An 18,235-nucleotide genomic window follows, 5' to 3' on the forward strand; every position below is an offset into this window, starting at 1 on the left:
CCGCATCCAGCGGACCCAGCTTCTCCAGCACGGCAGGGATAGGGGAAGATGCAACGGCAGGCACGGGACATCCTCATGATCATCTGGCTTAGTCACCACAATGATCACGAACCCCCGTGCCTGCACTGCTACCCGCCTCTACCAGCCCTGATCGTCAACCACCCGCGCATCCGGGGAACTTGACGGAGCCCTGCCGACGGAGTCGGTGGACCGTTTTCGTGCCGTGGACTGAGGTTGCGCAGGCCGAAGACCCGAGTGCCGCCTCGGGATGTGCGCCGGATTCCACTGCTCCGGGTGTTGAGCCGCTGTCGAAGGGACGGGGAATCCGCTGGTCAGCCAGGGTCGGGTAGTTGGGTGAGCCGGTCGAGGGCTGCGGTGATGTGACCGGTCCAGGGCCAGTGCCGGGCCAGGCGGAGGATCCGCCGACGGCCGGTGGTCACGAACTGTCCGGCCGCGGTGAACAAGCGGAACCGTAGTCGGCGGGGCTCCCAGCACCTGGCCTTGCCAGTCAGGGCGAGCATCGGCATCCAGGCCAGCAGCTCGAGAGCGATCTGCACGATCTCCAGCCAGATCCGGTTCTGGGCCGTGCGGCGCAGGGGCAGGTTGCGCAGGCCGGTGGCCCGGGCGGCGCGGATGCGGTCCTCGGCCCGCGCCCGCAGCCGGTGGCGGAGCTCGAGCTCGGCGATCGGCCGGCCCAAGGTGTTGGTGGCAAAGCAGGTCAGCCGCATGCCGTCCGCATCCGTGAGCCTCAACTGGGCCCCGGGGTGCGGTCGTTCCTTCCTGACAATCAGCCGTATGCCCTGCGGCCAGCCGTCCAGGACATCGCCGGTGAGTTCAGCGACCCAGGCGCCGTCACGGATCTCGCCGTCGGCCTCGACGGCCGCCGTCCAGGCCGATGCCGGAACCTTCAGCACATGCTGGTGGACCTGCTCGGTGATCACCATGCCGACCGAGTAGGACAGCCACCGTCCCCGCTGAGCGAGCCAGGCGACGAAGTCGTGGGTGCCGCCCGCGGAGTCGGTCCGTATCAACGTCCGGCGCCCGCGCCGGTACTTCTTCGGCAGCTGAGCCAAGGCCAGTTGGGCGGCGGTGATGTGGTCGGTGGCTGTGTTCGAGCCTGCGTTGCCTGGTCGGAGCAGAGCCGCGACCGGTTCACCCGTGCCGCCCGGCCCGTGGTCGACGAACCCCATCAGTGGGTGGTGGCCGTAGGTTCGCTTCCACGTCGGTGCGGCGTCCTCCTTGTCCGAGTGCGCGATCACCAGCACCCCATCGAGGTCCACGGTCACCGTCCCGCCCGCATCAGGCGCTTCCCGGCCGGCCAACCGCCAGACCTGCTGGCGGACTTCAGCCCGCGCGGCACGGATGGCCCGCAGGGCCTTCTCCCCGGAGGCTGCGAGGGTGTCGATGAGGCGGGACACCGTCGGGTCGGAGGCCACCGGCCCGAACACGGCCGGCTCGGCCCGCAGCATGGCGACATCCGCGAGGCAGTCCCCACCCAGCGCGATGGCCAGGGCCACGTCCAGCAGGATCTTGCCCGGATCGTGCACCGCCCGAGGCTTCCGCCACGGCGTCAGCGCCGCTGATATCGCGGTGCCCAAGCCGGTCTTGCGGACGGTCTCGACCAGCAGCACGCCCCCGGCCTGCGAGACCACCGCCCGGCCGCCGCCCTCGATGCGGACACGCGGGTACGACCCGATACGCTTCTTCACCTGGAGAGTGCTTCTTTCCGTGCAGCCAACAGGACCCTAGACAAGTCCCATCGTTGCAGGTCAGGAGCACTCTCCGCTTATTTGATCAAGCCTCGGACACCTCACCTCGCGAAAGCGCGAGGTGAGGTTGATTTGATCTCGGGCTGTCGGGTTGGGCATGCTGCTCTGATGGAGCTGGGGGAGATCGAGCAACTCCGGGGTGAGTTGGGCGAGTTCGTGGCTGAGGTGTTCGCGTCGGTGCCGCGGAGGGATCAGCGGGCGAAGGGTGACTGCTATCTGCGGGGGTTGATGCTGGACGGCCGCAGGAAGTCGATCCAGCCGATGGCCGAGCGGCTGCCGGACGGCGACATGCAGGCCTTGCAGCAGTTTGTGAACCAGTCTCCGTGGGACCATGCCGCGGTGTTGCGGGCGGTAGCCGTCAAGACGGTTCCAGTCGTGGATCCCGAGGTGTGGGTGATCGACGATGTGTCGTTCCCCAAGGACGGGAAGATGTCGGTGGGGGTGGCCCGGCAGTGGTGCGGGGCGTTGGGCAAGCAGTCGAACTGTCAGGTCGCGGTCAGCCTGCACGCCGCGTCCGACACCGCTTCCGTGCCGATCTCGTGGCGGCTGTTCCTGCCGGCCGAGTGGCAGGACGACCTCGCGCGCCGGGTCAAGGCGGGGGTGCCCGAGGAGGTGGGGCACCGGGAAAAGTGGCGTCTGGCCCTGGACCTGATCGACGAGGCGATCGGCTGGGGCCTGGAACCCAAGGTGATCGTCGCGGATGCCGGGTACGGCCAGAACAACGCCTTCCGACAGGCTCTGGCCGACCGTGGTCTGGACTTCGTCGTCGCCGTCCGGGCGGACGAATCCGCCCACCCGGCCGCCGCCGTCCGGGCGGACGAATCCGCCCACCCGGCCGCCGCCGTCCCCACCGCCCCCGCCTGGAGCGGAACCGGACGCAAACCCGCTGTCCGCTACCGCACCAAGGCTTCCTCCCTGAAGGACCTGGCCACCGGGACCGGACGCAAGGCATACCGGCAGGCCACCTGGCGCACCGGTTCGCGCGGTCCGATGCGCTCGAGGTTCAAAGTCGAGACGGTGCGTCCGGCCGGCGTCGCGGCCCGCAGGCACACCATCGCCCAAGCTGGCGGCTCCACCGCCTGGGACGGCGTTCTGCCCACCGCGACACTGCTGAGCGAGTGGCCCACCGGCGAGAAAGCGCCCACCGAGTACTGGCTGACCAGCCTGCCCGCCGACACCCCACTGCGGCACCTGGCCCGGCTCGCGAAGATGCGCTGGCGGATCGAACACGACTACCGCGAGATGAAGCACGGCCTGGGACTGGACCACTTCGAAGGCCGCACCTGGCGCGGGTGGCACCACCACGCCACCCTCGTCACCGCCGCCCACGCCTTCTGCACCCTCCGCCGCCTGGACCCAAAAGCAACAGCGCCGGCCTGACCTTCTACCAGGTCCTCCACACCATGCAGGACCTGTTGCTCTGCTGGACCGGCGCATGCCCCACCTGCCACCGCCAGTTACCAACCCGAAGGCGAAGACAACAGATCCTCTCCAGCTCAACCTAACGAAGTACTACTAGGGCGTGTTGCGAAAGTGCTGGTCACAGCCACTCATTGATGGCCGCGACCAGCACGGTCGCTTCGTAGCGGACGGCGAGTTTCTCGTACCGGGTGGCCACGGCTCGGTGGCGCTTGAGGCGATTGATCCCGCATTCCACCGCGTGGCGCTCCTTGCAATCGGCCTTGTCGAACTTCGGCGGACGGCCGCCGCGAGAGCCGAGCTTCTTGCGGTTGCGGACCTGGTCAGCCTTCTCCGGGATGGTGTAGCCGATGCCGCGTCTTCGCAGGTAGGCGCGGTTCCCGCGGGAGCCGTACGCCTTGTCGGCGCGGACCTTGTCCGGCCGGGTTCGCGGTCGGCCTCGTCCTATGCGGGGCACCCGGATGCGCTCCAGGACCGGCTGGAACTGCGGACTGTCGTGCCGCTGGCCGGCGGTGACAAGCAGTGAGAGCGGCTTTTGGCCCTGCTCGACCGCCAGGTGCAGCTTGGTGGTCAGCCCGCCGCGCGAGCGTCCGAGGCCGTGGTCGTCGGGTTCGTTGTCGACGCCGCCGGGAGGTTCCTTCTGTAGCGCCCCCTTTTACGTGCCCCGGCGGCGTGCTGGTGAGCCCGGGCGATTGTGGAGTCCACGCTGACGTCCCACGTGATCAAGCCCTTCGCGTCTGCCTCGGCCTGCAACTGCTCGAAGATCCGCTTCCAGGTGGCGTCGCGCTGCCAGCGCCGGACAGGTCGTAGGCCCGGTCCCACGGCCCATACCGCTCCGGCAGGTCGCGCCACGGGGCACCAGTCCTGGTCCGCCACCGTATGCCGTCTATCAACTGCCGCCGGGTCCACACCGGTGGACGGCCCGGCCTTTTGCCCAGCGGCAGCGAGGGCTCAAGCCGGTGCGGGTGCCGAATATTACGTCCTCGCAGATCAGGCGGCATGAGCGTACTCATGCAGGATGCCACCGAGTCGATCACGTCGATGGATGTCGAGGCGGTCGACTCGGCCCGACTCGGTGATCGGTTCGGGAACGGGCCGCAGGGGCGCCGCGCTGTGCAGCGTACGGTGAGGCCGATGCTGGTTGTAGAACGACTCGAATTCCCCGAGCGCGTGAAGCAGGTGGGCCTGGTTCCAGATCAAGGTGCGGTCGAGGAGCTCATGTCTGCAGGTCTGCACCCAACGTTCAATGATTGAGTTCATCCGGGGAACGCGGATGCCGGTGGTGACAGTTTCGATGCCCTCGGCGGCGAAGACAGCATCGAACGCCGGGGTGTACTTGCTGTCGCGGTCCCTGATCAGGCACGTGACGTTGGCTCCGGCGTCCTGGAGGTCCATCACGAGATTCCGGGCGGCCTGGGTGACCCAGGCCGCGGTGGGATGAGTCGTTGCACCGAGGATGTGGATACGGCGGTTGGCGTGCTCGATGACGGCGAAGACATACACGCTCGCGCCATTGAGGGTGGTGGCGGTGAAGAAGTCGCAGGCCAGGATCGCGTGGGCCTGGCTGCGCAGGAAGGCGGCCCAGGTCTGGTGGTCGCGTTCGGGTGCGGGCTCGATCCCGTGCGCTCGGAGGATCTCCCATACGGTGGATGGCGCGACCTTGATGCCGAGGGCGGCGAGTTCACCGTGGATGCGCCGGTAGCCCCAGCCTGGGTTCTCGTGGGCCAGGCGCAGGATGAGGGCCTGGATGGCGCGGCGGGTCGGCGGTCTGCCGGCCCGCTTACGGCGGGAAGCTCCGTCTGCGTGTCGGCGACGCATGAGGTCGCGGTGCCACCGCAGAATCGTGTCCGGCGAGACGATCAGGTGAAGCTGCCGCAGCCTGGCCCTGGGCAACCGGTGCAGGAGCGCGGCAAGGAAGGCGCGGTCCGCCGGGGCGACCCGGGGCCTGTCGATTTGCCGCTGCAGGACCGCCAACTGGTGGCGCAGCGTCAATATCTCGATCTCCTTGTCCACATCGCTCATCGGCAGCAGCCGGATGAAGGCGAACACACTCGACATGGCGAGGTAGGGCAGTCGCAGCAGCACGATCGATCAGCCTGACACGCCCATCCGGCGAACGTCGGCCACTCACGAGAACATACAGGTCACGGGATATGGATGGAGTTCTCGGCACCCGCAGGCTGAGTTGGCTCCGCGATTACCGCTGCGCGGGACGGCAACCAAGGCCCAGATCCGTGCCTTGGTTGCCGGGAAGGAGGCCGACTGCACCGACGTACTCACCGTGGCCGGGCTCCCTGTCCCGGCCACGGCATGGGACTCGCCGAGGTGATGGTCGCGCTCGGCATCGCCTCCCAGACCAGCGGTGTGTGGTCCATGCCCGTCACGCTCCCGACCCCCGAAGACGAACTGCCACTTGCTCGCACGCGGATCTCCGGTCTGGCCCGCCTGCGGGCAGCACAGGGCCGCCCGCTCGAAGGCTGACGAGCGACCCAGTCGCTGGGTTGTATGCAGCAGGCGTACAGGCGCATGTGCGCCCTCGTGCATCGCGGGCCTCCGCTTCTGCAGTGGAGAACCCAGGCCTTGAGAAGGCTGCTGTGGCAAGGATCGTGGAGGGGAAACCCCTGCTGTGCGGGCCCTCCTTTCTGCTCCCGACTTTGCAGGTGCGCACTTCTGGCTGATCGTCTCCCGGTCTCCTGGGTGGGAGACGAGTGGGAGATGATCATGGCGTGGTGATGCAGTCAGGCGCTAGGAAATGCTAGATAGCGCTACCTGTGCGGCCCTGGTTCAGCCGCCGGATTCGCCCGCGTGCGGGCTGAGCACATCCGTTCCGACCAGGATGAACAGCACAAGTCCCAAGATCACTCGGTAGATCACAAACGGCATGAAGCTCTTCGTAGTGATGAACTTCATGAACCAAGCGATGACCGCGTACCCGACCACGAAGGCGATGACCGTCGCGAAGATCGTCGGCCCCCAGGACACATGCCCCTCTCCCACGTCCTTCAGCTCGTACACCCCCGAGGCGAGCACGGCCGGAATCGCCAGCAGGAACGAGTAGCGGGCCGCCGCCTCGCGGGTGTAGCCCATCAGCAGACCGCCGCTGATGGTGGCCCCGGAGCGGGAGACACCGGGGATCAGCGCCATGGCCTGGCACACGCCGAAGATCAGGCCGTCCCGGATGCCCAGCTGCTGAAGCGTCTTGCGCTCCCGGACGGCACGGTGCCGGCCCCCCGTCTCGTCGCGGGCGGCCAGCCGGTCGGCGAAACCGAGCACCAGGCCCAGCACGATCAAGGTGGTGGCGATGAGGCGCAGATCGCGGAAGGGGCCCTCGATCGCGTCCTTGAGTGTGAGGCCCAGCACGCCGATGGGAACGGAGCCGACGATCACCAGCCAGCCCATCTTGGCGTCGTGGTCGCTGCGCATCTCCCTGTCCGTCAGCGAGCGCAGCCACGCGGACAGGATTCTGAGGATGTCCTTGCGGAAGTAGATCAGCACGGCCGTCTCCGTGCCGATCTGGGTGATCGCCGTGAAGGCCGCCCCGGGGTCCTCCCAGCCGGCGAAGGCCGCGGTGAGCCGCAGATGCGCACTGGAGGAGATCGGCAGGAACTCGGTCAGCCCCTGGACGAGCCCGAGGATGAATGATTCGAACCAAGACATGGAAAACTAAGCCACCCAAGAGATGATCACGTATGACCGGCCGACGCGTGCTCCCGATCTCCCGATCATGCGCCGATCGGAGGCAGCGTAGCGTCCTCAGGTGACCGCCCCGCGCCAGCCCCCTCGCCGGGGCCCGCACCGCCCCGTGCCGCCGCCGCCCGACGGCCCGCGAAGACGTACGGTCCGGCCGCGCGCGGACGTGCCGCTCAACGGCTGTGCAGACGGTGGCGTTTGCGCCAGGCCACCACGGCCGCCGCGAGACCCGTCAGCACGATGAACCCCGTCGCGCCCAGGAACGCGGGCGACGTCGGAGCGGTGGCCTGGCTGCCCGCGACCGCGTACGCCGCCGTGTTGGGGATCGAACCCAGACCGGTCGCCAGCAGGAAGGGCGCATACCCCATGCGGGAGACCGCCGCACAGTAGTTCGCCGCGGCGAACGGCACGCCAGGGAACAGCCGGATCGCCAGCATCGAGCGGAACCCGTGGTGGCTCAACTGCCCGTCGGCGGCGGCCAGCCAGCGACCCCGCACAAACGGCCGCAGGGCGTCCTGGCCGAGCACCCGGCCGAGCGTGAAGGCGATCCCCGCGCCCAGCACCGTCCCGCCGATCGCCGCGGCGAGCCCGAGCTGTGCGCCGAACAGCGCGCCCGCCGCCAGATTCAGCAGCGGCCGCGGCACGAACGCGGCGGTGCACAGCCCGTACGCCGCGGCGAACACCGCCGCCGCACCCGCACCGCTCAGCTCGGGCGGCCACCCCGAGGCGAGCAGCCGCTGCGGCTCGTACAGCAGCACGGCGACGCCCGCACCGACCAGCACGGCGATCAGCAGCGCCAGCCGTGACCAGGGCGAGCGCAGCACGGCCCCGGACGGCCGGACCGGGACGGACGGCGCCTCGGAAACGGCGGCGGGACACGGGGCCGGGGAGCGGTCGGGGAGCGTACCGGGGACGGGGAGCGGCATCCGGGGAGACTAACCGACACCCCGATGTGATCGCCGTAATGTAGGCCCATGACCGATGCGACCGCCCCGGGCGACGCCGCGAACGCGGCCGACGCCATCCCGGACAGCGCCCTCGCCGACGCCGTTCTCGACCGGCTCACCACGGTCTACCCCGCGGCGGCGGACCCGGCGCGCGCCGCGGACATGTCCCGCTACATGAAGCACGTCGCCCCCTTCCTCGGCATCGCCGCCCCCGAGCGGCGCGCACTGTCCCGCACGGTGCTGGAGAACACGCCCCGCCCCGCCGAGGCGGACTGCGCCGCGGTCGCACTGCGCTGCTGGCGGCTGCCGGAGCGCGAGTACCACTACTTCGCCGCCGACTATCTGCGCCGCCATGCGGGCCGGTGCTCCCCGGGGCTGCTGCCGGTCGTGCGGACGCTGATCACCCGCGTCCCCTGGTGGGACACCGTCGATCTGCTCGCCGCCCATGTCGTCGGGCCCCTGGTGCGCGCCGACCCCCAACTGGTCCCGGTCATGGACGACTGGATCGAGCACGACGATCTGTGGCTCGTACGCGGCGCGCTGCTCCATCAGCTCCGTTCCGGGCAGGACACCGACGCCGGACGGCTCTTCCGCCACTGCCTGCGCCGGTCGGGCCACCCGGACTTCTTCATCCGCAAGGCGATCGGCTGGGCGCTGCGCGAGTATGCCAGGACCGACCCGGAGGCCGTGCGCGCGTTCGTCGCCGGGGCACACGACCGGCTCGCGCCCCTGTCGGTCCGGGAAGCGGTGAAGAACCTCCCGCGGTAGTCCTTCCCCGCCCCCGCTCGCCCCCGCCCCCGCACATCGCTGGTGGGCCGCACACCGGTGAACTGCCGTGCACCGGCGCGGAAAACCATTCGACGCCGCGGACGCCGTACGCGACCATCGTGGCCATGTTCCGGCACACCTTCACCACAGCGCCGTCCGCAGTCGCGGACGCGCCGAAGGCTGCCGTCGTCACTGCCCCGGCGCCCCTCGACGGCGCCCGAAGCTGACCCTTCCCGGATCGTCCGGAGGACCCCGCAGGGGGAGGGTCGGCAAGGCCCAGGGGTCCCCCTCCGCCAGGAGAACATCCTCCGCGCGGAGTCCACTTGTCGAGTTCCGGGAAGGAACCGCTCCCAGCCATGCCCAAGACGGCATACGTGCGGACCAAGCCGCACCTCAACATCGGCACCATGGGCCATGTCGACCACGGCAAGACCACACTCACCGCCGCCATCACCAAGGTCCTCAGCGACCGCGGCGCCGGCGGTGCGTACACCCCCTTCGACCGCATCGACCGCGCCCCGGAGGAGGCGCGCCGCGGCATCACCATCAACATCGCGCACGTCGAGTACGAGACCGACACCCGGCATTACGCCCATGTGGACATGCCGGGGCATGCCGACTACGTCAAGAACATGGTGACCGGGGCAGCCCAGCTGGACGGGGCGATCCTGGTCGTCTCCGCGCTCGACGGCGTCATGCCGCAGACCGCCGAACACGTCCTGCTCGCCCGCCAGGTCGGCGTCGACCACATCGTCGTGGCGCTCAACAAGGCCGACGCGGGCGACGACGAGCTGACGGACCTCGTCGAGCTGGAGGTCCGCGAGCTGCTCACCGCGCACGGGTACGGCGGGGACAGCGCGCCCGTCGTGCGCGTCTCGGGGCTGCGCGCCCTCGAAGGCGACCCGCGCTGGACCGCGGCGGTCGAAGCGCTGCTGGACGCCGTCGACACCTATGTGCCGATGCCCGTCCGGTACACGGACGCGCCGTTTCTGCTGCCCGTGGAGAACGTGCTCACCATCAGCGGCCGGGGCACCGTCGTCACCGGTGCGGTGGAGCGGGGCGCCGTCCGCGTCGGCGACCGCGTCGAGGTGCTCGGCGCCGGGATCACCACGGTCGTCACCGGTCTGGAGACCTTCGGCAAGCCGATGGAGGCCGCGGAGGCCGGGGACAGTGTGGCGCTGCTGCTGCGCGGGGTGCCGCGCGACTCCGTGCGGCGGGGGCACGTGGCAGCGGCGCCCGGCAGCGTGACGCCGAGCAGGTGCTTCCGGGCGCAGGTGTACGTCCTGTCGGCACGGGAGGGGGGCCGGACGACGCCCGTCTCCACGGGCTACCGGCCGCAGTTCTACATCCGCACCGCGGACGTCGTCGGCGAGGTGGACCTCGGCGGAGCGGGTCTGGCGCACCCCGGTGACACGGTCCCCGTGACCGTCGAACTGGGGCGGGCGGTTCCGCTGGAGCCGGGTCTCGGCTTCGCGATACGCGAGGGCGGCCGGACGGTCGGCGCGGGCACGGTCACCGCGCTGCTCTGAGTCCGGGGGCCCAGCCCCCGGACCCCCGCTCCTCAAACGCCCGAGAGGCTTGACTTCCGGCCCCTGCGCCTCGAATTCCAGTCCGTCCGGCGACTGAGGACACGGCCTTCAGGCCGCACCGGGGGTCCGGGGGCTCGCCCCCGCCGCGGAATGTGGGGGCAGAGCACGGGTACACACGGGCACAATAGGACGGTGGAGGAGCAGATACCCGTCATCCGGGACGTAGACGGCGGCGTCGCCAAGCTGATGCCCGATGTGGACCGGCCGCGCGGCTGGCTGCTCACCGTCGACGGATCACCGCAGTCGTACGTCGACCTCGACGCCCCGGACCATCTGGAGTTCGAGTACACCCGGCGGGTCGCCCATGTCCTCGACGTCTTCGCCGAGGAGGGCGCGCCGCTGGACGCGCTGCACCTGGGCGGCGGGGCGCTGACGCTGCCCCGCTATGTCGCGGCCCGCCGGCCCGGCTCCCGGCAGGACGTGGTGGAGGCCGACCGGGGGCTGCTCGCGCTGGTCGCAGAACACCTTCCCCTGCCGCCCGGCTCCGGCATCGCCGTGCACGGCGCCGACGCCCGCGCCTGGCTGGAGGCCGCACCGGCGGACAGCGCCGATGTGCTGATCGCCGATGTCTACGGCGGGGCCCGTGTCCCCGCCCATCTCACCACCGCCGAGTACGCGCGGGCCGCCGAGCGGGTCCTGCGCCCCTCGGGGATCTATCTGGCGAATCTCGCGGACTCCGCGCCGTTCGCCTTTCTGCGCTCGCAGCTCGCCGCCTTCGCCGAGGTCTTCGAAGAGCTCGTGCTGATCGCGGAGCCGTCCGTGCTGCGCGGCCGCCGCTTCGGCAACGCGGTGCTGGTCGCCGCGCACCGGCCCGTCGACACCGCGGCCTTGGCCCGTCGTACCGCGGCCGACGCCTTTCCCGCGCGCGTCGAGTACGGCACGGCGCTCGCCCGTTTGACCGGCTCGGCGTCCCCGGTTGCGGACGCGGCGGCGGCGCCCTCCCCGGAACCGCCGGACGGGGCCTTCAGCATCGGCTGAGGCCCCGTCGTCTGGTTCACGAGCGCGCGGGTCAGTCGGCCAGCCGCACGGTGCTGAGGATCTTCTGGATCGTCTCGTCCGGCACCTCGTCCTCGATGCCCGCGTTGGCGTACAGGATCCAGGTCTTGAAGTCGCCCTTGGCGTCCTTGAAGGAGAAGGCGATGGACTTGCCGTCCGTCTCGCACTTGTTCTCCTTCTTCACCCCCTTGGCGGTGGCCGTGGCGACGCTGCCCTTCAGACCGGAAGCGGTGGTGTAGTCCTTGGCCTCGGCCACCTTCACCGTGCCCTTCGGCTCCGTCTGCGCATAGGCGGCCCAGGACCAGTTGCCGGCCTCGTTGTACGCGGCCTCGGCGGCGTTCTTCGCGCCCTTGCCCCCCTTGGAGCCGGCCGTGGCAAGCCCCCAGTCCTCCTTGCGCCCGTCCTTGTCGCTGTCGAACTCGCACCATTTGGTCTTGAGGTGCGCCGGGGCGGACATTCCGACGGCCAGGGAGCCGTCGCCCTTCTTCTCGTCCTCGAAGCCGGTGATCACACCGGTGCCTGCGACCTCCCAGTCGGCCGGGACGTCGAACTGCGTACCGTGCTTGGGGTTGCTGACGACCTTCCAGCCGGGGACGGTCGGCTTGGCGTCCGCGCCGCCACGGGGGTTGTCCGCGGGAGACTCGGAGCTCTCACCGGGCTGGTCCGACTCGGTCGACGCGGCGGCGGACGGGGACGAAGACGCGGCGGCCCCCGCGCCGCCGGCCTTGTCCGATGTGCCCTTGCCGTCGTCCTTGAACACAACGACGCCCGTGACCACGGCGGTTGCGATGACCGCCACGGCGGCGACGATCGCCGTGATCACCGTCTTCTTCTTCTCGTCCTTCGCCGGCTGCACGGCCCCCGGCGGCTGCCCCGGCACGGCGTACTGCGGCACGGTGGGCTGCTGATACGGATTGGGCTGCTGATAGCCCGGCTGTTGGTAGGGGTTCTGCTGGTGATGCCCCGGCTGCTGGTACGGGTTCGGGTTCTGCTGCTGCGGATTCTGCTCGCCCCCGGGCGGCTGCTGTCCTGGCCACATGGCGAGTAACCATAGAGGGGGCCGACTGCCGCTTCTGCGTCCGCCCCCGCAGGGGCTCTCCTTCGGCCGCCCTTCCGCAGACCGCCCGGGGATGGCCAAGGGCGCTACTCGTGGGTAACATCGCGCCTCATGAGCGCAGATCAAATGTCCGCCGGCGAGATGGTCGCCGCCTCGGTCCCCATGGTCAGGACCCTCAACCTGGAGTTCCTGGAGAGCACCCCCGAGCGGGCCGTCGTCCGGCTGCCGGACCAGCCCGCCTACCACAACCACGTCGGCGGGCCGCACGCCGGCGCGATGTTCACCCTCGCCGAGACCGCCAGCGGCGCCGTCGTCATGGGCGCCTTCGGCGACCAGCTCGGCCGCGCCGTGCCGCTCGCGGTCACGGCGGAGATCGCCTACAAGAAGCTGGCGAAGGGCGTGGTGACCGCCACCGCCACCCTCGGCCGCCCCCGGGACGAGGTTGTCGCCGAGCTGGACGCCGGCGGCCGCCCGGAGTTCCCCGTCTCCATCTCCATCACCCGCGAGGACGGCGCGGTGACCGGAGAGATGACCGTCGTCTGGACACTCCGCCCCCACGGCTGAGCAGCCGCAGGCTGAAGGCTCCCCCCAGACCGAGCCCCTCGACGATCCCGCTGGTCCGGCGGGATAGGCTGCCCGGCGTGCGCCGCAACGGGGCGCACGCCGGGCAGCGCACGGGGCGCGGCGGCGCAGCACTTTGGGAGGAACCGGCTTGCACGTCCAGGAGTGGCTCGAGACCGTCCCCGCGGTCAGCATCTACCTCCTGGTAGGGGTGGTGATCGGGCTCGAGAGCCTCGGCATCCCGCTGCCGGGCGAGATCATCCTCGTCAGCTCGGCGCTGCTCGCCTCCCAGCACGGTGAGATCGATCCGTACGTCCTCGGGGCCTGCGCCGTCGCAGGCGCGATCATCGGCGACTCCATCGGCTACGCCATCGGCCGCAAGGGCGGCCGTCCCCTGCTGGCCTGGCTCGGCCGCAGGTTCCCCAAGCACTTCGGCGAAGCGCAGATCGCCATGGCGGAGCGCTCCTTCGAGAAGTGGGGCATGTGGGCCGTGTTCTTCGGCCGCTTCGTGGCGCTGCTGCGGATCTTCGCCGGTCCGCTCGCGGGCGTGCTGCGCATGCCGTACTGGAAGTTCCTCATCGCCAACGTCTTCGGCGGCATCCTGTGGGCGGGCGGCACGACCGCCGTCGTCTACTCCGTGGGGATCGTCGCCGAGGCATGGCTCAAGCGGTTCTCCTGGCTGGGGCTGATCCTCGCCGTCGCCATCGGGCTCACCTCCGTGCTGGTGCTCAAGAGCCGTGCCAGGAAAGCCGCCGTCCGCACGGAATCCCCGGCCCCGGCAGTCCCGGCCGACCGGGACGGGGCCGCCTCGGAGCGGGACCTCATCGCCGTCGGAGACTGAGCCGGGCGAGGCATGCACAGGACAGAGGGCATGCGCAGGACACACGAGGAGGAGACGGCGATGACGGAACGTGCACTGATCGCTGCGGTCGGCGGAAAGACCCCGAGGATCTCCCCGGACGCCTTCACGGCGCCCACGTCCGTGGTCGTGGGCGAGGTGACCATGGAGGCCGGCGCGAGCGTCTGGTACCACACCGTGCTGCGCGCCGACTGCGGTCCGATCGTCCTCGGGCCGGACTCCAACATCCAGGACAACTGCACCGTCCATGTCGACCCGGGCTTCCCCGTCACCGTGGGCGCGCGCGTCTCGGTCGGACACAACGCCGTACTGCACGGCTGCACCGTCGAGGACGATGTGCTGGTCGGCATGGGCGCGACCGTCCTGAACGGGGCGCACATCGGCGCGGGCTCCCTGATCGCCGCCCAGGCGCTGGTGCCGCAGGGCATGCGGGTGCCGCCCGGTTCCCTGGTCGCGGGCGTCCCCGCCAAGGTCAGGCGCGAGCTGACCGACGAGGAGCGCGAGGGCATCAAGGTCAACGCGGCGATGTACACGGGCCTCGCCGAGGCGCACCGCGCCGCCGAGCCGCAGTCGCGCTGATAGCAGGCCTTGAGCCTCGAGCGTCCCCGAGCCCTCGTAAGCCTCGGGCCTTGCGCCCTCGCGCCCCTGATCCGGCCATGGCGGGGAGCGGCCGCGTCTCAGCCCCGCGGGGCCGACCGGGGCGGCAGATCGCAGCGGCAGGCCTCCGTGCAGCAGGCCGCCATCAGGATCTCGGCCACCACGACGCTCCCCATCTCCAGCCGACGGGTCGTCGTGCGGCTCGCGAAGGCGTCCACCAGCCGCAGCCCATGGCCGCAGTCCGCGTCCGCGTCCAGCGGTTCCCGGCGGCGGGTGGTGCGGTGCTTCCACCGGCCGCCGTCCCTGACCTCCGCCGTCAGCGTGTCGCCGCGCACCTTGATGGCCACCGCCACCCAGGTGCTTCCGCTGTGCAGCACCACATTGGCCACCAGCTCGCTGACGATCACGGCTAGCGCCTCATGGAAATGCTCCGCCAGCCTCCAGCGCCGTGCGACAGCCCCGGCGAAGTGTCGCAGAACCCGCGCGGACTCGGGGGTGGCCGGCATCGCGCACTGAGCGAGGCCTGAGGAACCGCCCGGGGGTGCGAGAGAGGAAGAGGGCAGGCGGGAGGTCTCCTCTGATGCGATCACGTCGGCTCCTTCTGCCCGGGCGGACGCCCGGGCGAGTGTCTGACGGCCGGGCCGTAAGGCCCCCGCCGTCTCCGCACGCAGGGGCGTCCCCGCCCTGGTCCGGCAGCTCAAAACTTCCCGCGGTGCGCCCGGCGCGCAATCAGGGAGACTGAAGTACGGATACGTAAACAAATGAATTGCCCGGAATTGTCTATGAGGGTGAGTGGGTGAGCACACTGGGTGAGCCCATTGGTGACGCGACCTGGGAGCGCTGGCTGCGGCAGAGCCTCGCCCGCACCGCCCGCCACCCGTCCCTGCTGTTCGTCGAAGGAGCGGCGGGGCTCGGCAAGAGCCGCCTGGCCCACCGGCTGCTCGAATCCCCCGAGGCGGCGGACCGGGCGTGCGTGACCCTCGCCTTCACCTCCACAGGGGTGCTGCTCGAGCACCGCCCCGCCGCCGGGCGGCCCCGTCGGCAGGCCCGGGCCCCGACGCATGCACCTGCCCCCGCCGCCGCCCCCGACCCAGCGGATGCGGCGGCGGAGACTGCCCCGGGCAGCCGCCGCTATCCGGACGCCGTCGCCCTGGCCCCGGACCTCGACCAACTGCTGCACACCGACGAGCAGGACGGGCCCGTCCTGCTCGTCGCCGAGGATGTGCACCGCGCGGGACCGGACGGCCGGGACCTGCTCCGGCGGCTGCTGGAGCAGCCCCCGGAAGCCCTCGCCGCCGTCCTCACCTACCGGCCGGAAGAACTCCCCGAGCCCGCCCTGCCGCTCGGCGCACCCGTCAACTACCCCGCCGCCCTGTCCCTGCTGCACATCCGACTGGACCCGCTGGACGCCGACCAGGTGCGCCGGATCGCGCGGGAGCGCCTCGGAGCCGAATCCTGCCCGCCCGCCCTGACCTCCCGCGTCCACCTCCTCACCGGCGGCCTGCCCCAGGTCGTAGTGGACCTGGTACGCCAGATCGAAGACGTCTGCGGCCCCAAGGAGCGATACGCGGCCCGCGACGTGGATGCGGCGGGGATCCCCGTACGCCTGGCCCATCTGACGCTCGGGCGCCTCGCCGCACTGCCCGGCGAGCACCGGCCCGTCGTCCACGCGGCGGCCGTGCTGGACCGGCCCGCCGCCGCGGACGAACTCCGCACCGTTGCCGGCCTCGACCCCGACACGGGCCGCCGCGCCCTTCAGCAGGCACTCACCGCAGGCGTGCTGGAGGAAAAGAGCCTGGACCGCTACGGATTCCCCGCACCGCTGGCGGCCACTGCCGTCTACCGGGAGCTGCCGGGCCCGGTCCGTCAGGACATGCACCGCAGAGCCGCCCGTGTCCTCGCCCGACGCCAGCCGGTCCCCTGGGACCGGCTCGCAGAGCACCGGCGCCTCGGCGGCGGGCCCCTGCGCGGCTGGCTCCAGGCCGTCGAAAGGGCCGCCCGGGACAGCGCCGCGGCCGGGGACCACCAGAAGGCCGTCGACCTGCTCGAACACACGCTGTCCCACCCTTCGGTGCCGCTGCCCGTACGGGCCCGGCTCGCACCCCTGCTCGCACACAGCGCCGTCCTGGGACTGCACACCGAACACACCGTGGCGGTGCTGCGGCAGATCCTCGCCGAACAGTCCCTGCCGGCCGTCGTACGCGGGCAGATCAGGCTCGACCTCGGGCTGCTGCTCTACAACCAGGCCGGCATGGGCCTCGAAGGCTGGGTGGAGCTCGAACAGGCCGTCGACGAGCTGGCGGAGCGGCCTCCGCTGGCCGCCCGCGCCATGTCCGCGCTGGCGATGCCCGTGATGTCCGCCGTCCCCCTGGAACGCAACCTCGAATGGCTCGAGAAGGCACAGCGGGCGGCCGCGGGCAGCGAGGACGTCGAAGTACAGGCGGCGGTGGCGGCGAACTGCGTCGCCGTACTGCTGGAGACCGGAGACCCCGCTGCCTGGGACGTCGTGGAGTCGCTGCGCACCGGCGCGCAGGACGCCCTGAGCGCCCCGCACGTGGCACGCGGACTGGTCAACGCCGCGGACGCGGCCCTGTGGCTCGGCTATCTGCCGCGCGTCGGCGACCTGCTGGACGAGGGCGTCGACCTCGCCGGCGCCTGCGGAGCCACCTATGTCGAACAGGACGGGCGCGGCACCCGGCTGCTCCTCGACTGGGCGGTCGGAGACTGGACCGGACTGTCGGCACGGGCGCGCGCCTTCGTCGCCGAGAGCGGAGTGATGCCGGGACCCGCGGCGGACGCCCGGATCGTCCTCGGCCTGCTCGCACTCGCCCAGGGCGAATGGCAGCAGATGGCCGCCTGGCTGTCCGGCGGCGGGCATCCGCCGTCGGCCGACTCGCCGCTGCCGCACGCGGCCACCGCCTCAGGCGCCCTGGTGCGCACCGCGCTGGCACGCGACGACCTGGAGACCGCGACAGCCGAGGCGGCCGCGGCCTGGGACCGGCTGCGCGACAAAGGAGTGTGGGCCTGGGCGTCCGAAGTCGCCCCCTGGGCCGTCGAGGCCATCGCGCGCGCCGGCCGCCGACAGGCCGCGCAGGACCTGCTGGACGAATTCGAAGCCGGCCTCAAGGGGCGCGTCGTGCCCTCGGCCGCCGCCTCGCTGTCCTGGAGCCGTGGAGTGCTCCACGAGGCCGTCGGCGAACCGGAGCAGGCGGTCGGGCACTACCGGCAGGCCGCCGCGATGTACGAGAGGATGCCCCGCCCCTACGCGGCCGTGCTCACCGCGGAGGCCGCTGCACGGTCCGCGCTGGCCTGCGGGGAAAACCCCGAGGCGGCAGTCGCGGAACTCACCTCCTGCGTGTCGAAGCTGACCGACCTGGGCGCCACCTGGGACGCGGCCCGTGTACGGGCCACGCTCCGCACCCACCATCCCGCGCCCGAGCAGCCCCGCCCCCGCGGCCGGCCCGGCTACGGCGACCAGTTGTCCCCGCGCGAGGAGGAAGTCGTCGACCTCGCCTCGGCGGGCCTGACCAACCGCGAGATAGCCGTGACCCTCCACCTGTCGCCCCGCACCGTGGAACAGCACGTCGCCCGCGCCCGCAAGAAGCTGGAGTCCCAGTCGCGCGGCCACCACCTCAACCGGGCCAACCGGAACCGCAATGCGGGCGGAGCCTAGTGCCCCCTCCCGGCAGGCTTTGCCCACTCGCGCCGCCCTGCACGCTCCCCCACAGCCTCCGGCGTGGGCGGGACACCCACCCCCTGGGCCCTGCGGGCCCGGAACCCGCACTCCCTGGGCCCTGCGGGCCCGGGAGACGCCCCCCTGGGCCCTGCGGGCACGGAACCCGCACGCCCTGGGCCCTGCGGGCCCGGGAGACGCCCCCGCGCTGCGTCGGCCCAAGTAGCTCCGCTACGAGGACTTCCGGCCGTCTTGCGATCTGCCCCGCAGCCTTCGGCGCCGGGGCGCCCGAAGGCACCGGACAACGCTC

Annotated in this window: 15 protein-coding genes and 1 pseudogene; 9 read left to right on the forward strand and 7 right to left on the reverse strand. The window is 71.2% G+C overall.

The window, feature by feature from the left end:
- Positions 1-332: 332 nt before the first annotated feature.
- The gene (locus QCN29_RS18030; RefSeq protein WP_279929261.1) at positions 333-1,709 is read right to left on the reverse strand and encodes an IS1380 family transposase; all 1,377 of its coding nucleotides are present in this window, start codon (positions 1,707-1,709) and stop codon (positions 333-335) included.
- 168 nt (positions 1,710-1,877) lie between these two features.
- On the opposite strand from QCN29_RS18030, the gene QCN29_RS18035 reads away from it, so the two are divergent.
- Positions 1,878-3,149 carry an IS701 family transposase gene (locus QCN29_RS18035; protein WP_279929262.1) on the forward strand — a complete coding sequence of 424 codons (1,272 nt, stop codon included), beginning with the start codon at positions 1,878-1,880 and terminating at the stop codon, positions 3,147-3,149.
- Positions 3,150-3,309: 160 nt separating this feature from the next.
- On the opposite strand, the pseudogene QCN29_RS18040 reads toward QCN29_RS18035, so the two are convergent.
- A pseudogene (locus QCN29_RS18040) lies at positions 3,310-4,189 on the reverse strand (IS5 family transposase).
- Positions 4,179-5,273, reverse strand: coding sequence for a helix-turn-helix domain-containing protein (locus tag QCN29_RS18045; RefSeq protein ID WP_279929264.1), 1,095 nt, complete (start codon positions 5,271-5,273; stop codon positions 4,179-4,181). The pseudogene QCN29_RS18040 and the gene QCN29_RS18045 overlap by 11 nt, the downstream one beginning before the upstream one ends.
- 225 nt (positions 5,274-5,498) lie before the next feature.
- On the opposite strand from QCN29_RS18045, the gene QCN29_RS18050 reads away from it, so the two are divergent.
- Positions 5,499-5,669, forward strand: a complete 171-nt coding sequence (locus tag QCN29_RS18050; RefSeq protein WP_171053193.1) for a DUF6042 family protein — start codon at positions 5,499-5,501, stop codon at positions 5,667-5,669.
- 303 nt (positions 5,670-5,972) lie between these two features.
- Here QCN29_RS18050 and QCN29_RS18055 read toward each other — a convergent pair whose 3' ends face one another.
- Both QCN29_RS18055 and QCN29_RS18060 read right to left on the reverse strand, forming a co-directional pair.
- Positions 5,973-6,845, reverse strand: coding sequence for an undecaprenyl-diphosphate phosphatase (locus QCN29_RS18055; RefSeq protein ID WP_279929270.1), 873 nt, complete (start codon positions 6,843-6,845; stop codon positions 5,973-5,975).
- A 206-nt stretch (positions 6,846-7,051) separates the two neighbouring features.
- Positions 7,052-7,804 carry a TVP38/TMEM64 family protein gene (locus QCN29_RS18060; protein ID WP_279929271.1) on the reverse strand — a complete coding sequence of 251 codons (753 nt, stop codon included), beginning with the start codon at positions 7,802-7,804 and terminating at the stop codon, positions 7,052-7,054.
- Between the two features lie 48 nt (positions 7,805-7,852).
- Here QCN29_RS18060 and QCN29_RS18065 point away from each other — a divergent pair, with 48 nt between their 5' ends.
- From QCN29_RS18065 to QCN29_RS18075, 3 genes are all read left to right on the forward strand, one after another.
- Entirely contained in the window at positions 7,853-8,593 is a 741-nt protein-coding gene (locus tag QCN29_RS18065) for a DNA alkylation repair protein (protein WP_279929273.1), read from the forward strand.
- A gap of 356 nt (positions 8,594-8,949) precedes the next feature.
- Positions 8,950-10,122 (forward strand): elongation factor Tu, encoded by a 1,173-nt coding sequence (gene tuf, locus QCN29_RS18070; protein WP_279929274.1) that lies wholly within the window; start codon positions 8,950-8,952, stop codon positions 10,120-10,122.
- Between the two features lie 192 nt (positions 10,123-10,314).
- Positions 10,315-11,160: a spermidine synthase gene (locus QCN29_RS18075; protein ID WP_279929275.1), complete on the forward strand. Its 846-nt coding sequence runs from the start codon at positions 10,315-10,317 to the stop codon at positions 11,158-11,160.
- A gap of 31 nt (positions 11,161-11,191) precedes the next feature.
- Here QCN29_RS18075 and QCN29_RS18080 read toward each other — a convergent pair whose 3' ends face one another.
- A complete protein-coding gene (locus QCN29_RS18080) occupies positions 11,192-12,217 on the reverse strand; it encodes a hypothetical protein (RefSeq protein ID WP_279929277.1) in 1,026 nt (341 codons plus the stop codon).
- Between the two features lie 129 nt (positions 12,218-12,346).
- On the opposite strand from QCN29_RS18080, the gene QCN29_RS18085 reads away from it, so the two are divergent.
- The 3 genes from QCN29_RS18085 to QCN29_RS18095 all read left to right on the forward strand — a co-directional run bounded on the left by QCN29_RS18085 (position 12,347) and on the right by QCN29_RS18095 (position 14,234).
- Positions 12,347-12,799, forward strand: coding sequence for a DUF4442 domain-containing protein (locus QCN29_RS18085; RefSeq protein ID WP_279929280.1), 453 nt, complete (start codon positions 12,347-12,349; stop codon positions 12,797-12,799).
- 148 nt (positions 12,800-12,947) lie between these two features.
- A complete protein-coding gene (locus tag QCN29_RS18090; RefSeq protein WP_279929281.1) occupies positions 12,948-13,637 on the forward strand; it encodes a DedA family protein in 690 nt (229 codons plus the stop codon).
- A gap of 60 nt (positions 13,638-13,697) precedes the next feature.
- On the forward strand, positions 13,698-14,234 hold the full coding sequence (locus QCN29_RS18095; protein WP_279929282.1) for a gamma carbonic anhydrase family protein: 537 nt from the start codon (positions 13,698-13,700) through the stop codon (positions 14,232-14,234).
- Positions 14,235-14,332: 98 nt separating this feature from the next.
- On the opposite strand, the gene QCN29_RS18100 is transcribed toward QCN29_RS18095, so the two are convergent.
- Positions 14,333-14,842: an ATP-binding protein gene (locus QCN29_RS18100; protein WP_279929283.1), complete on the reverse strand. Its 510-nt coding sequence runs from the start codon at positions 14,840-14,842 to the stop codon at positions 14,333-14,335.
- Positions 14,843-15,048: 206 nt separating this feature from the next.
- On the opposite strand from QCN29_RS18100, the gene QCN29_RS18105 reads away from it, so the two are divergent.
- On the forward strand, positions 15,049-17,925 hold the full coding sequence (locus QCN29_RS18105) for a helix-turn-helix transcriptional regulator (RefSeq protein WP_279929284.1): 2,877 nt from the start codon (positions 15,049-15,051) through the stop codon (positions 17,923-17,925).
- Positions 17,926-18,235 lie beyond the last annotated feature (310 nt).

The organism is Streptomyces chengmaiensis (genome assembly GCF_029846775.1).
In the GTDB taxonomy this organism is placed as follows: domain Bacteria; phylum Actinomycetota; class Actinomycetes; order Streptomycetales; family Streptomycetaceae; genus Streptomyces; species Streptomyces chengmaiensis.